The sequence below is a fragment of the Dyadobacter fermentans DSM 18053 genome, from assembly GCF_000023125.1.
GTDB lineage: Bacteria > Bacteroidota > Bacteroidia > Cytophagales > Spirosomataceae > Dyadobacter > Dyadobacter fermentans.
Map to the genome: position 1 here is coordinate 5,592,965 of NC_013037.1, position 14,070 is coordinate 5,607,034.

Sequence of the window (14,070 nt, forward strand, 5' to 3'; positions counted from 1 at the left end):
TCTGGGTGTTTTAAGCGATCCGGTGATCCTATTATATGTGTACTAGGAAAATGCCGGAACGGGTGACGCTCCGGCATTTTTACCGGTGTTAACGATATTTTACAGCAACTTCCTTAGCTACTTTCTCGATAACGTCTGTTACGCTGTTGTCCAGTTTTCCGGCACGCAAAGCAGCGAGCGCTTCTTTATTCTGGCTAGCCAATACGGTGGTGAAATCCTTTTCGAATTCTTTCACACGGGCCACGTCTACGGTATCCAGCAAACCTTTGGTGGATGCGTAAACGGTTGCTACCTGCAATTCAACAGGAACCGGCGCGTATTGTGCTTGTTTCAAAACTTCCTGGTTGCGGCGTCCCCGGTCGATCGCCAGCTTGGTAGCGGCATCGAGGTCGGAGCCGAATTTCGCGAATGCTTCGAGCTCGCGGAACTGCGCCTGATCCAGTTTCAGGGTACCCGAAACTTTCTTCATCGATTTGATCTGCGCGTTACCACCCACACGTGATACCGAGATACCTACGTTGATCGCAGGACGGATACCCGAGTTGAACAGGTTGGATTCGAGGAAGATCTGGCCGTCGGTGATCGAGATTACGTTCGTAGGAATATAAGCCGAAACGTCACCCGCCTGTGTTTCGATGATCGGAAGGGCTGTGAGTGAACCACCACCTTTTACTTTACCTTTCAATGAAGGCGGAAGGTCGTTCATGTTCGCAGCGATGCTGTCGTCAGCGATTACTTTCGCAGCACGTTCCAAAAGACGGCTGTGGAGGTAGAATACGTCACCTGGGTAAGCTTCGCGGCCCGGAGGACGACGGAGGAGCAGGGACACCTCGCGGTAAGATACCGCTTGTTTTGAAAGGTCATCGTAGATCACGAGTGCGGGACGGCCGGTGTCACGGAAGTACTCACCAATCGCAGCGCCTGTAAACGGAGCGTAGAATTGCATGGGAGAAGGATCGGACGCACCGGCAGCCACGATCACGGTGTAGTCCATCGCGCCGTATTTGCGGAGGGTAGCTTCGATCGACTTGATAGTCGAAGCTTTCTGGCCGCAGGCAACGTAGATACAGAATACGGGCTCTCCTTTTTCGTAAAACTCCCTTTGGTTAATGATTGTATCGATCGCCACCGCAGTTTTACCTGTCTGGCGGTCACCGATGATCAGCTCGCGCTGTCCGCGTCCGATGGGGATCATCGCGTCGATCGCCTTGATACCGGTTTGAAGCGGCTCGGTTACCGGCTGGCGGTAGATTACCCCCGGCGCTTTGCGCTCGATAGGCATCTCAAAAGTTTCGCCAACGATAGGTCCGTTTCCGTCGATCGGCTCAGCCAGCGTGTTCACCACACGGCCGATGATTCCGTCACCTACTTTCACGGAAGCGATTTCTTTGGTACGTTTTACAGTAGCACCTTCTTTGATGTCACTGAAATCCCCCAGCAATACGGCACCCACATTGTCCTCTTCGAGGTTCAAAGCGAGGGCTTTAAGGCCATTCTCGAAAACAAGCAGCTCACCTGCTTGTACCTGGGAAAGACCATAAATGCGGGCAACACCGTCACCAACTTGAAGGACTGTTCCTACTTCTTCGAGTTCTGCTTCTGATCTAGCGCCTGCAAGTTGTTCGCGCAGGATGGCCGAAACTTCATCCGGTCTAACAGATACCATAGTATAATTGACTTATTTAGAGTATAGTAGTAAGTTTTCTGAAAACTGCCGCAAAGGTAGAGTTTTATTCTGGTAAAAACAGAATGATTTGACCAAAATCTGTGATATAAAATTAGATTTTTCCAAGGATAAGGGCGGAAGGGCTTCGCTGGACGCAAATTTACCGTTTATCAGCTTCTAATAACATTTTTAAAACTTTTTTAGGTACTGATTGTGTTTTTGTTGTAATTGAATTCGTTAATGACACTTATATATTAAATTTTAATCTTTTCGACCGTCCATCAGTACAATGTACAAATTAGAAAAAACCATTTTAGCAGCCCTGGCTTTTGGAGTATTGGCAATCGCGGAAGGCAACGCACAGACTATCAAGAAAACAACTAAACCCGCCGCAACTGTAAAGAAATCAGCGGCAACACCGGCGAAGTCAGCGGCATCACCAGCGAAAACAACGGCAGCCCCTGCAACATTAAAAACATCGGCCGACTCTTTGTCAGCAGCAATAGGGGTAAGCTTCGCCAATTCAATAGCATCACAAGGAATTACCGACCTGAACGCCGACCTGCTTACCCAGACGGTAAAAGCGGCCCTGAAAGGTGAAAAAACCGCATTTACGTCGGATGAAGCCAATATGTTCATCCAGGGCTACTTCACGAAAATGATGGAGGAGAAGGGCGCAGTAGTACGTAAGGAAGGGGAAAAGTTTTTGGAAGAAAACAAGAAGAAGGAAGGTGTAGTGACCACCGAAAGCGGTCTGCAATATCAGATTATCAAAACTGGCGACGGTCCCAAGCCGGCGGCAACAGACAAAGTAAAAACACACTACCACGGCACATTGACCAATGGAACGGTTTTTGACAGCTCGGTCGACAGAGGCGAGCCGGTTGAGTTCCCGGTCAATGGTGTGATCAAAGGATGGACCGAAGCGCTTCAGTTAATGCCTGTCGGATCGAAATGGAAGCTTTTTATTCCATATCAGCTGGCTTACGGTGAGCGTGCGGCAGGACCTCAGATACCGGCTTATTCAGCCCTCGTATTTGAGGTTGAATTATTGGAAATCGTAAAATAGCAAGCGAGCAAATGAAAAAGTATCTTATCACTCTTATTCCGGTTGTGTTGCTGGGTTGGCAGCGGGGCCCTGTTCAGGAACGAGTGGGGGCAATGGCACCAGCGGCCGCTTCCATGGATGAAGATATCAAGCCGATTCCAGCGCAATACAAAGCGGAGGAGCTGACAACGAGGATCTTATCCAGCTATCATTATAGAAAGACGAAGCTGAATGACTCACTGTCGGCAGCCATGTTTGATAAGTACCTTGATGCGATAGACCACGGAAAGCTTTATTACCTGGCTAGCGATATCGCGGAATTCGAGCAGTATAAGAACTCTTTCGATGATTATTTGCAGAAAAGAGAACTCGATGTCCCTTTTCAGATCTATAACGTGTTCAGAAAGCGCTACAAGGAGAGAAGTGAGTACATCCAGACGTTGCTGAAAGACACGAAGCCATTCGACTTCAGCGAGGATGAGTCGATGAACACCGACCGCGAAAAGGCGGCCTGGGCTAAAAACACCGACGAGCTGAACGACACCTGGCGGAAGTACCTGAAAAGCGAGGCATTAGACCTCAAACTGTCGGGCAAAGCGGACACTGCGGTAGTAACCACGCTCCGCGACCGTTATAAAACCCGCGACCGTGCATTGGGACGCATTCGCACCGAGCAGGTATTCCAGATGTTCATGAACGCATATGCCGAGTCGCTCGACCCGCATACGAGCTACATGGCGCCAACTTCGGCCGATCGTTTCAAACAGGAAATGAGCCAGTCGCTGGAAGGCATCGGTGCATTACTTCGTGAGGAAGATAATTATATCAAAATCGTAGAGGTAATCCCTGGCGGACCGGCATTCAAAGGAAAACAGCTGAAAAAAGAAGATAAAATCGTGGCTGTGGCGCAGGGCGATGAAGGCAAGTTCGTCGATATTGTCGGCTGGTTTGTGGACGACGCCGTGAAGCTGATTAAGGGCCCAAAATCGACCGTGGTACGTTTGCAGATCATTTCTGCCGATGCATTGCCAGGTTCGCCCCCCAAAGAATACCGTCTCGTTCGCGAGAAGATTAAGCTGGAAGAACAGCGCGCGAAGAGCGAGATTGTATCTATCAACAGCGGAAACAAGGCTTACAAAATCGGGGTGATTGACATCCCATTGTTCTACCGCGATTTCGAGGGGGCGCAGCATCGCGAGAAGGAGTTTTCAAGCACTACCCGAGACGTGCAGAAACTGATCACTGAATTGCAGGCGTCGAATGTGGACGGGGTCGTGATTGACCTGCGTAACAATGGAGGCGGCTCGCTTACGGAGGCCGTTTCGCTCACAGGCTTGTTCATCAACCGCGGACCGGTGGTTCAGGTGAAAGAAAGTCAGGGAGAGATCGAAGTGCAATCGGACAACGACCCGAGCATTGCCTACGACGGCCCGCTGGCTGTGATGGTAAACCGTTTCAGCGCATCGGCATCTGAAATCTTCGCTGCCGCGATCCAGGATTACAAACGCGGCCTTATCGTAGGTGAGCAAACCTACGGCAAAGGAACCGTTCAAACACTGATCGACCTGAACCAATGGGTGCCGAAAGAGCAAGATCAACTAGGCCAGGTGAAACTGACCGTAGCGAAGTTCTACCGCATTAATGGCAGCAGTACGCAGCTGAAAGGCGTCATGCCGGACCTGGAACTGCCCACTGCATTCAAAGTAAATGAATACGGCGAAGGCTCGCAGCCAAGCGCACTGCCCTGGGATCAGATTCCTTCGTCGCGCTACGAAGTGGCAACGAATATCAATCCCAAAATCGTGGATCAAATCCGCGACAAACACAAGCACCGCCTCAGAACCGACGAGGAACTGAAAACGCTGGTTAAAACACTCGACGATTTCAAACAGGCACGTGAGAACAAAATCGTGTCCTTGCAAGAATCCAAACGGAAAGCGGAGCGTGAAGAAGCTGAGAAGAAGCGCGCAGCAATGAAGCAGCTCGGCGAGGATAACGTGGACGGCGACGAAGAGGAAGAAACCGATTCAAAAGTAGCCGAAGCGCCGAAAGACGTGAAGAAGAAAAAGGATATTTACCTCACTGAAACCGGCCGGATTTTGGCGGATCTGATTGTGATCTCGAAGGAGCCTAGCCTGGCGGGGACTAAGAAGAAGCAGTAACAAACACAAATAATGTACAAGGGGTATCCAGCCGGGTACCCTTTTTTGTTTAATCAATCTGATCAAGCTTCCGGTTCACGATGTTTATTTCTTGAAGAACCATGGCTAAATGCTGTTTCGACCCGGCTTTAAATGCCGGCATGCTGATTAGGGAGTCCAATTTTTTAAGACTATCCGATGGAAAGTCCTTTTCGTTGTGCATGACCATGTCCAGATATTGCCATTCCTGTTTCACATCCTCCATCGTGTTTAGGGCTTTATCAATGTCTCCCTGGATGCATTCCTGCCTGAGATGGAAGAGGAGTTTGTTGATGACAATGATATGCGCAGACAGCCCTGTGTGGGCAGGCGGGGATTGTGATATAGCGAGCCATGTTCCAAGTGCAAGTAAGAAAATGATGCAGATAAGCCAGCCAGATTTGGTTTTAGGCACCATAAAAATATTGTAGGGAAGTAATCAAGAATGAACAACCTTGCCAAGTTGCATATTCATTTGAATTAAATAGTTGGCAATGAGCATTGGAGTTATTTTGATTATCAGAAGGCGGCTCACTGCTTATACTCATTCATTCAGGGACCTTGTTTTTGCTAATGTGCCTCTCGTGAAAGGCCTCCATTTCGAATTGATCATCGAACCCGAAGTACCTGGCGATCTTATCTGCAACTGTTTTATCTATTCGTATTTTTCCATTCTCGATTTTGCTGATGGACTGCTGCTTTACATTCAGAAGTCGGGCAATTTCACTTTGTTTTATTCCTCTCATCATTCGGATAGCCCTGATCTTCTCGTTAAATCCTGTTGGCATGGTGAAGGGTGTATGTTAAGTGTGCGATATATCAATGCAAAGTAAAAGAAATCAATGCCCCGGTCAAGTTGTAAAATACAACCTGACAAGGAGTACTTTACAACTGTTTAGATTCTTCGAAATGCCCTAAAGTCAGTCTTTTTGTGCCATATAATTTAAATCACTTCAAAACATGCTGACCCTAACTTCCCAGTTTCGACGGTTCATGGGCATTGCTCTGATGACTGTTGCAATTCCCATTTCATGCATGACGAAGGACGATGCGGTGAATAATCTGTTGCCAGCATCATCTATCGAAAAGATCGAGACATCCTATATCGAAGGGTGCCAAAAAGTTGAGCGTGGATATTTTAATGAAGAAGAGACAAGCGCATCAGCTGAAATGATGGAAGAAGTGCGAAGTAAGCTGTTATCCTATCAGAAATCATTCGAATTAAGGTACAAAGTCGCTAGGAACCTTTCGGAAGGCTACCCGGTGGGTGTAATTCCTGCTGTGGACGCGTGCCAGGTGGGATCGGAGCGGGTGAAGTTTTTTATGGATAACCAGGATAGTGGAAACACGTTGAGCACGGGCTGGACGGGTTCGTGGTCAATAGACGGCAATGGTAACACATGGCATACATTCTGCGTGGTTTATGGTGCAGCCTTCCGGTTTATGACATTCAATGCGCCGACCGAGTATTTGTTGTTAAGGTTAGGCAACAATAAAACGATTTACATGGAGCCGAGGGTTTGGAATGTATACATAGACAACGAGGATAACAACAATAAGAATGTCTTGGCCGATGGAGACTTTAATCCCAACCTCATTAATAAAAATGGTACTAATCTGCAATTCTGGGCCATATCCGGGAAAAACACACCCGGGCAGAACCAGGATTCTCAATTTCCGGACATGGGTTTCAGTTATGGCGTTCTGGGTACATTTTCATCTCCGGTTTTAGGAGGTGCCGCTGGCATTGGACAATTAAAGACGGATGATGAAAATAGTAATAATTCTAATCAACTTTATTCGGTAGACTGGGTGACAAATGCAGTTACGGGTGATTCACATGTACAGGGTTACGGAGTTGATAGAACGAATGATCCCGGAAATACAACCTTTAACCTCAGGAGGGTCAGGTAAGAATGCAAGTCATGAAATTTGACATGTGCTACATTTGTTTGGCGTGCTTTTGTATCTACGTGAGTGGATGTGAACGATCGAACAACAGGCAGATTGCTGGCGAGGTGGAGGGCGAGCGCATTTACCTGGATGAGGTGGACGGGATGATTACCAATTCTCTATATGAATACTTATTTGCAATATCCGAGACAAGGATTATTGCGGCGAATGAATTAATTAATCTTAAAGTTTTAAAAATCGAAGCAGGAAGCCGCCGCATCTCCGTCGATTCATTACTCTCAATGGAAATGCGGCGAATAAGTATGCAAGAAACAAAGTTGAAATACATCCGGGATAATGCGCTGCAAGGCGGTGTGGTTGACGAGCGGAATCCTTTCAAATTACACCCTTTGGATACTCCGGCAGGTGCTGAAATACTGAATAATAGCTATCAGAAATTCCTGAGAATCCGGCTCGTCGATGAGCTTCGGGTTAAATACCGCGCAAGGATATTGCTAAGCAGGCCACAGCCACCGCAGGTAGATTTGACCAACGTAACATCGCACGCACGTGGAAATCTGAAAGCTCTGCACTCCGTCACCATTGTATCTGATTTTGATTGTCCGGTTTGTCGTGAGGCATATCCGGAATTAAGTAAATTATTTGAACGTTACAGTGACCACGTACGATTTGAGGCAATTAGCCTGTCATCCAGTGTAACGCCACCAATCCTTTTCGCGGAATGCGCAGCCAAGCAGCAGAAATTTTGGGAAGTTTACGGGTATTTGTATGGTCAAAAGGGTTATGATTTTAATATCGATTCTCTGATTGCGCAATTTGAGTTAAATAGAGAGGAATGCAAATCCTGCCTCGAATCAAGAGATCAGCATAAGATAATTGAGACAGATATGAATCGTTTACGCCAGGTGGGAATTGAAGTGACGCCAACTGTGCTAATTGATCATCGCGTTTATCATGGGCCGCTGACAGATAAAGCGATTGGACGCTTTCTTGACGACTTGTTCAAGGAAACGCCCAATCCAGGTAATTAGGAACTGATTTTACTCCCAACCCCCTCCAAGCGCCAAATATCCTTTTAACCTGACGGGCCTGTCATCAGGAACCTATATATGCAGAGCTAAGATTGGGGATTTATTTTTGAATAAGAAGTTTGTCAAACTTAGCAAGTAAAGTGTATGAGTTCTTTGACAATCGATAGGTGTTGGTTTTTGTTGATGCGAATTCTGCTATGGTGTTTCGCACTCTGCAGTGCTTGCGATAGAAAAAATGTTCTTCCGGACGACAAGCCACGTATCCTGGAAATGGAAGTTGTGGGAATCGATAAAGAGGAAGTCGTCGTCGATCAAATAAAAAGAATGATTATCGTGGAATTACCCGATGAGATAAATCACCCATTGTTGTACACGAGGATTAAGTTGACAAAGGGAGCAGAGCTAGTAACCCGGCAGAATGCTGCACTCCCACCGGATACCGTTAGATACGGGTTTCAATTTAATCGTAAAGCGCCCTTGTCGATCGAGCTTGCAGATGAATACAAGGGAAATAAATGTCCGATTGCTGGTGACGAATCATTTTCTATTAAAATGAAAAATTTTTTCGATGGATCCCCCGGCGAACTGCATTTGAAGCATCAGCTTGATCTGTCTGCTCCCGAAATTGTCATCAATAGTTGTCAGATTGCATTTAGTGATGGTCCATCTGACGAAAAATTCAATGTAAGCATACCCCTCCGATCCCGTATTGTACCCGGACCGTACAACATCTCTTTCCATAAGCAAAATGGCCGAATGGCAACCGCTTCAAAACCACTTATTTTAGATAAAGGGTCTATCCGACTGACGTGGACCGGTTATTTGTTGGAGCGTTCGATTAATGGAGCGCCAGTTAAGATCACCGGATTTAATTTGTATGAAAGCAGCAATCTGGCCATCACCCTTACCGATGCCGATGGGAAAACGTACCAAACAAAACTGACAGGATATGACCCGTTCGGACAAAGTGTGACACTGCACCCTGACCGGAGCATCAGGGCAGGGTACTATACGCTGCAAGTGCTCACAAACGGGAAATTGGCATCCTATTATGATGGTGCGAGAACTTTTCAGAATTACCGATTTGCGGTGACTAAAACACCTCAACAGCCATTTATCATGATGTTTGAGGGGGCTGATATTAAGCATCACGAGTATTCAGATGTTTTTTTATACCGCGATAAACCATTGACTTTCGAAAAGGAAAGAGCTGCTGGGTATATGATGTGGGGTTTCGCGAATCGAAAAACTTCAATACTCTGGTTCGATGTAGAGATGGAGTCGATTACACAGCCTGGCTACGTTTCGCGAAAGTATATTGGAGTGAGAAATTTAGTTAAGTATCAGGAAGGGGTTGAAGAGCAATTGGAAGATCAAGCTTACCTAAACTGCCCGCCCGGGAAATACCGGATGCGTGTAGTCGTTACAAACCCCGAAACAAGGGAGGAGTATAAAAGCGAGCCATTTGAGCGTGTGGTGGAAATCAGGTGAGGTATAACACCAGGAAGAGGTGGTTCTTCCTGGTGTAAATACGGAGATGTTATTCCCAGCCACCTCCCAAAGCCCGGTACAGCTCGACCAATGCCAGAAATTGTTCCTTCTGAACATTCGTGAGGTTCAGCTCTTCCTGCAACACGCCGCGTTGGGCGGTGATTACTTCGAGGTAGGAAGCATAGCCGGTCAGGAACAGGTCTTGTGACGTGGCGACGGCTTGTTGGAGTACTTCCACTTCCTGTCTTTTGAGCTCGCCGATTTCGCGGGTGTTTTCCAGCTTTTTCAGGCTCGTGCTTACCTCGCTGAAACCAGTCAGAACGGATTTGTTATAGGCGTAAAGCGCTTCCAGGCTGGCGGCTTCGGCGCGTTTTTGTCCGGCTTTTAATGCCTTCCGGTTGATCAGCGGGGCGGTGAGGCCGCCGAGGGCGCTGTACGCGAGAGATCCCGACGAGAAGAGCAGGTTACTTTTAAATGCATTGAAACCCAGAAAAGCCGTAATGTTCAGCGACGGGAGCAGCGCCAACTGAGCGGCTTGCTGTTCGGAATAGTTCGCGAGCAGTTCCAGCTGGGCCTGCTGGATGTCTGGTCTTCTGCGCAGCATTTGCGCCGGTACACCAGCGCTGATCGACTGTGGAACGGCCTGCCCCATAGCGCTGCTTCTCGTAACAGGCTGCGGGAAACGGCCTGCGAGCAGGTTTACATTGTTTTCGATTTCAACCACCTGCTGGCGCACTTCGTATTCCAGGCTGCGCGTGTTGAGTAACTGTGCCGTAAGCTGCTGCACGCCGAGTTCGTTGGCGCGGCCGGCTTCCTTCTGGATTTTGATCGTTTCTACCGCCGATTCCTGCAAGTCGATGTTCTTCTGAATGATGTCCAATTCGGTGTCCAGCGCCAGCAATTCGTAGTAGGAACGTGCGATTTCAGCTATCAGGCCGGTTACGATCGCCTGGCGGCCTTTTTCGCTTGCCAGGAAACGCGTGTATGCAGCTTTCTTCTGGTTTTTGAGTTTACCCCAAATATCAATTTCCCACGAACTTCTCAACCCCAGGAAGTAATCGGGCAGGAAAGGGGCGGGGAGACGCCGGTCGTCGTCGAGATTGCTGGAGAAGTTGGTATCATAGTTACCTACGCCGTCCATCGTGTAATCCCCGAACTTGCGACCGCCGCCCGACACATCGCCGGTCACGGAGGGTAGCATTGCGCCGTGGGCGATCATGATGTTGGTTCTGGCCATTTCAATGCGCTGGACGGCCATTTTGAGGTCGAGGTTGTTCTGCAAAGCGGTGTCGATCAACGCGACCAGGTGCTGGTCGTTGAAGAACGTTTTCCATTGCAGCGAAGCAACGCCCGTGGAATCGGCCTGCCCCGCGAAGGTTTCCGGTGTTTTGATCTGTGCGCGCTGCTCGACGGGTTGCGTCAGTTTACAACCCGATACGGTGATCAGGATTGCAGGGAATAGCAAACCGTATATATGCTTGAAATTTCTTTTCATCAATATTGAATGTGATTTGAATGGCCGCGGAGCACGCCCCGCGGCCGGAACTGAACGTAGAGGGGGCTTAGTGCAGCATTGCCTCTTCCTCCGTCGCCACTACCGGAGGGGGTGTTTTTTTCTCCCTGGCCATGCCCGCGAATACCACATACAAGCCCGGAATGATGATCACCCCGAAAATGGTACCGATGAGCATCCCGCCGGCAGCCGCAGCCCCGATGGACCGGTTCCCGATTGCTCCTGCACCTGAGGCCATTACGAGCGGGATAAGTCCCGCGACGAATGCAAAAGAGGTCATCAGGATCGGACGCAGACGTTCCGTGGCACCTTCCAGCACCGCCTCGATCACCGTTCGGCCTTCTTTCTGCCGGATAATGGCGTATTCAACGATCAGGATCGCGTTTTTACCTAAAAGACCAATTAGCATGACCAGGGAAACCTGTGCGTAAATGTTGTTCTCCAATCCCATCAGTTTCAATGCAAGGAATGCACCGAACACCCCTGTGGGCAAGGAAAGGATTACCGGCAGCGGTAGCAGGAAACTTTCATACTGTGCCGCTAGCAACAGGTACACGAATATGAGACAGATCGCGAAGATGAACACAGCCTGGTTGCCCGACAGGATTTCTTCACGCGTCATACCCGACCAGTCGTAGGTGTAACCTTTCGGAAGGCTGGTAGCCGCTACGCGCTCCACTGCTTTAATGGCGTCACCGCTACTGAAACCGGGCGCAGCGTCACCGTTGATCATCGCCGACGTGTACATATTGTAACGCGTGAGCAGCTCAGGGCCGTATACCCTTTCAAGTCGGATGAATGTCGAGAACGGCACCATTTCGCCCCGGTTGTTTTTGACATACAATTTGAGAATGTCTTCCGGGTTTTTACGAAAGCTCGCATCGGCTTGCACCATTACCTTGTACATCTGCCCGAAACGGATGAAGTTGGATGCGTAGTAGCTACCGATCATCGTTTGGAGCGTGCTCATTGCGACGTCGATGGAAACGCCTTTTTTGGCTGCAATATCCGAATCGACGTGGATCAGGTATTGCGGGAAGCTCGCATCGAAGCTACTGAATGCCGCAGCGATCTCGGGCGTGGCCATGAGGTCTTTGACAAACTTATTGGTGACCTCGGCCGTTTTTTGAAGGTCTTCGTTACCGGAGCGGTCCTGCAAGCGCAGCTCGAAACCGGAAGAGTTACCAAACCCGGGCACGGTAGGAGGCGGGAAGAACTGGATCTCCGCATCTTTAATGTGCTTGGTTTTGGCTTCCATTTCCCTGATAATGTCCTGCACCGAAACGCTCCGCTGATCCCAGGGTTTCAGGTTGATCATCGCCATACCGTACGACGAACCGGCCGATTCGGTGAGAAGGCTGTAACCCGATAGTGAGGATACCGATTCGACGGCTTCGAGGCTCTCCGCTACTTTTTGGATCTCATCCAGCACCACCTCGGTCCGTTCGACGGTTGCGCCTACGGGCGTCGTTACGTTCACGTTGATTACGCCCTGGTCTTCGGTAGGGATAAATCCGCTCGGGAGAATGGTGTTAATGCCAAATGTAGCTACACAGAAACCGATGAGCAATCCGATCGTAATCATCCGGCGGCCCACGATCGCGGTCAGCAGTTTGCGGTAACCGCTCTGAACGCCGTTATAGCCTTTATTGAACCCGTTGAAAAATCTTGTCAGAGGATTGTTTTTTACAGGCTGCCCGTGGGTATTCTTCAACATCAGCGCACATAATGCCGGCGTGAGCGTAAGGGCATTGATACCCGATATGACAATGGAAATGGCGAGGGTGATCGAAAATTGCCGGTAGAATATCCCGACCGGCCCGGACATGAATGCCACCGGTACGAATACGGCCGACATTACCAGCGTGATCGCGATGATTGCGCCACTCATTTCCTTCATCGATTCGATGGTCGCCTCGTAGGCGTTCAGGTGCTTTTCGGCCATCTTGGCGTGCACTGCCTCGACGACCACAATGGCATTATCGACGACAATACCAATTGCAAGTACCAATGCAAAAAGCGTAAGCAGGTTAATCGAGAATCCAAACAGCTGCATGAAAGCAAACGTACCGACCAATGCCACCGGCACCGCCAGGGCCGGGATCAGCGTGGAGCGGAAGTCCTGCAAAAACAAATACACAATGAGGATTACGAGAATAAATGCCTCGATGAGCGTGCGAATAACCTCGTGAATGGAGGCATCGAGGAAGCGCGAAACGTCGTAGGAAACGAAATAATCCATTCCGGGAGGGAATGTTGCGCCTTTCAGTTCGGCTACTTTATCCTTGATATTCTGGATTACTTCCTGCGCATTGGAACCGGGGCGCTGCTTGATCATGATCGAAGCCGATGGGCGCCCGTTCGATTTCGATGCCATATCATATTCCAAAGTACCGAATTCGATCTTGGCGACGTCTTTCAGTTTCAGAATGGAACCGTCGGGGTTCGAGCGGAGCACGATATTCTCGTACTGAGCAGGTTCGAACAGTTTTCCGGTGTATTTCAAAACATATTGCAATACATTCTTTTCACGGCCGGAGCTCACACCGGTTTTACCTGGTGCCGCTACCACGTTCTGGTCGCGGATGGCCTGGATCACCTCGTCAGCGGAGACATTGTAGCTGTTCATACGATCCGGTTCCAGCCATACGCGCATGGAGTAGTCTTTGCTACCCATAATTTGCGCGCGGCCCACGCCGTCGATCCTTTTCAGCTCTTTGAGGATATTGATATCGGCGAAGTTGTACACAAAATCCTCGCCTACGGTGGTGTCGGAGCTCATGATATCGAGGTACATGAGCATACTGTTTACCTCTTTTTCCGTGGTTACACCGGCCTTGATTACCTCTTCGGGAAGTTCGTCAATAACCGTCTGAACGCGGTTTTGCACGTTCACCGCGGCAAGGTCGGGGTCCACGCCGACATTAAATGAAATATTGATGGTGGTAACACCGTCGTTACCGGACACGCTGGTCATGTAAGTCATGCCGGGCACCCCGTTGATCGCCTTTTCGAGCGGTACGGCCACGGCATCAACGCACACCTCGGCATTGGCACCGGTGTAGGTGGCCGTTACGACCACCGACGGCGGTACGATATCGGGAAACTGGGATACGGGTAGTTCCAGCACAGCCAGAACGCCGAGTAGGGTTATAAAGATAGAAATGACCAGCGAGAGCACTGGCCGCTCAATGAATTTTTGAAACATAATCTACAATTCAAGTGGG

Annotated in this window: 10 protein-coding genes; 5 read left to right on the forward strand and 5 right to left on the reverse strand. The window is 49.2% G+C overall.

What is annotated here, in order from left to right; genetic code table 11:
* Positions 1–88: 88 nt before the first annotated feature.
* Positions 89–1,666 carry a F0F1 ATP synthase subunit alpha gene (atpA, locus tag DFER_RS23080; protein ID WP_015814074.1) on the reverse strand — a complete coding sequence of 526 codons (1,578 nt, stop codon included), beginning with the start codon at positions 1,664–1,666 and terminating at the stop codon, positions 89–91.
* A gap of 289 nt (positions 1,667–1,955) precedes the next feature.
* On the opposite strand from atpA, the gene bamJ reads away from it, so the two are divergent.
* Positions 1,956–2,735: a BamJ family beta-barrel-assembly machinery protein gene (bamJ, locus tag DFER_RS23085; RefSeq protein WP_015814075.1), complete on the forward strand. Its 780-nt coding sequence runs from the start codon at positions 1,956–1,958 to the stop codon at positions 2,733–2,735.
* Between the two features lie 11 nt (positions 2,736–2,746).
* Positions 2,747–4,876: a carboxy terminal-processing peptidase gene (locus DFER_RS23090; protein ID WP_015814076.1), complete on the forward strand. Its 2,130-nt coding sequence runs from the start codon at positions 2,747–2,749 to the stop codon at positions 4,874–4,876.
* Between the two features lie 49 nt (positions 4,877–4,925).
* Here DFER_RS23090 and DFER_RS23095 read toward each other — a convergent pair whose 3' ends face one another.
* On the reverse strand, positions 4,926–5,312 hold the full coding sequence (locus DFER_RS23095) for a hypothetical protein (RefSeq protein ID WP_015814077.1): 387 nt from the start codon (positions 5,310–5,312) through the stop codon (positions 4,926–4,928).
* Positions 5,313–5,442: 130 nt separating this feature from the next.
* Positions 5,443–5,682, reverse strand: coding sequence for a helix-turn-helix transcriptional regulator (locus DFER_RS23100; protein WP_041735453.1), 240 nt, complete (start codon positions 5,680–5,682; stop codon positions 5,443–5,445).
* 172 nt (positions 5,683–5,854) lie between these two features.
* On the opposite strand from DFER_RS23100, the gene DFER_RS23105 reads away from it, so the two are divergent.
* The 3 genes from DFER_RS23105 to DFER_RS23115 all read left to right on the forward strand — a co-directional run bounded on the left by DFER_RS23105 (position 5,855) and on the right by DFER_RS23115 (position 9,330).
* On the forward strand, positions 5,855–6,808 hold the full coding sequence (locus tag DFER_RS23105) for a hypothetical protein (protein WP_041735455.1): 954 nt from the start codon (positions 5,855–5,857) through the stop codon (positions 6,806–6,808).
* 11 nt (positions 6,809–6,819) lie between these two features.
* Complete coding sequence (locus tag DFER_RS23110; protein ID WP_187293401.1) at positions 6,820–7,839, forward strand: DsbA family protein; 1,020 nt, start codon at positions 6,820–6,822, stop codon at positions 7,837–7,839.
* A gap of 270 nt (positions 7,840–8,109) precedes the next feature.
* The gene (locus DFER_RS23115) at positions 8,110–9,330 is read left to right on the forward strand and encodes a hypothetical protein (protein WP_143828789.1); all 1,221 of its coding nucleotides are present in this window, start codon (positions 8,110–8,112) and stop codon (positions 9,328–9,330) included.
* A 49-nt stretch (positions 9,331–9,379) separates the two neighbouring features.
* On the opposite strand, the gene DFER_RS23120 is transcribed toward DFER_RS23115, so the two are convergent.
* Both DFER_RS23120 and DFER_RS23125 read right to left on the reverse strand, forming a co-directional pair.
* Positions 9,380–10,825, reverse strand: a complete 1,446-nt coding sequence (locus DFER_RS23120; protein WP_015814082.1) for an efflux transporter outer membrane subunit — start codon at positions 10,823–10,825, stop codon at positions 9,380–9,382.
* A 67-nt stretch (positions 10,826–10,892) separates the two neighbouring features.
* Complete coding sequence (locus DFER_RS23125; RefSeq protein ID WP_015814083.1) at positions 10,893–14,051, reverse strand: efflux RND transporter permease subunit; 3,159 nt, start codon at positions 14,049–14,051, stop codon at positions 10,893–10,895.
* Positions 14,052–14,070: the final 19 nt, after the last annotated feature.

Coding starts and splice junctions, on each gene's coding strand:
- DFER_RS23115 (WP_143828789.1), top strand. CDS start 8,110: ATGGAAGTTGTGGGAATCGATAAAGAGGAAGTCGTCGTCGATCAAATA.
- bamJ (WP_015814075.1), top strand. CDS start 1,956: ATGTACAAATTAGAAAAAACCATTTTAGCAGCCCTGGCTTTTGGAGTA.
- DFER_RS23100 (WP_041735453.1), bottom strand. CDS start 5,682: ATGCCAACAGGATTTAACGAGAAGATCAGGGCTATCCGAATGATGAGA.
- DFER_RS23095 (WP_015814077.1), bottom strand. CDS start 5,312: ATGGTGCCTAAAACCAAATCTGGCTGGCTTATCTGCATCATTTTCTTA.
- DFER_RS23090 (WP_015814076.1), top strand. CDS start 2,747: ATGAAAAAGTATCTTATCACTCTTATTCCGGTTGTGTTGCTGGGTTGG.
- DFER_RS23120 (WP_015814082.1), bottom strand. CDS start 10,825: ATGAAAAGAAATTTCAAGCATATATACGGTTTGCTATTCCCTGCAATC.
- DFER_RS23125 (WP_015814083.1), bottom strand. CDS start 14,051: ATGTTTCAAAAATTCATTGAGCGGCCAGTGCTCTCGCTGGTCATTTCT.
- DFER_RS23110 (WP_187293401.1), top strand. CDS start 6,820: ATGAAATTTGACATGTGCTACATTTGTTTGGCGTGCTTTTGTATCTAC.
- atpA (WP_015814074.1), bottom strand. CDS start 1,666: ATGGTATCTGTTAGACCGGATGAAGTTTCGGCCATCCTGCGCGAACAA.
- DFER_RS23105 (WP_041735455.1), top strand. CDS start 5,855: ATGCTGACCCTAACTTCCCAGTTTCGACGGTTCATGGGCATTGCTCTG.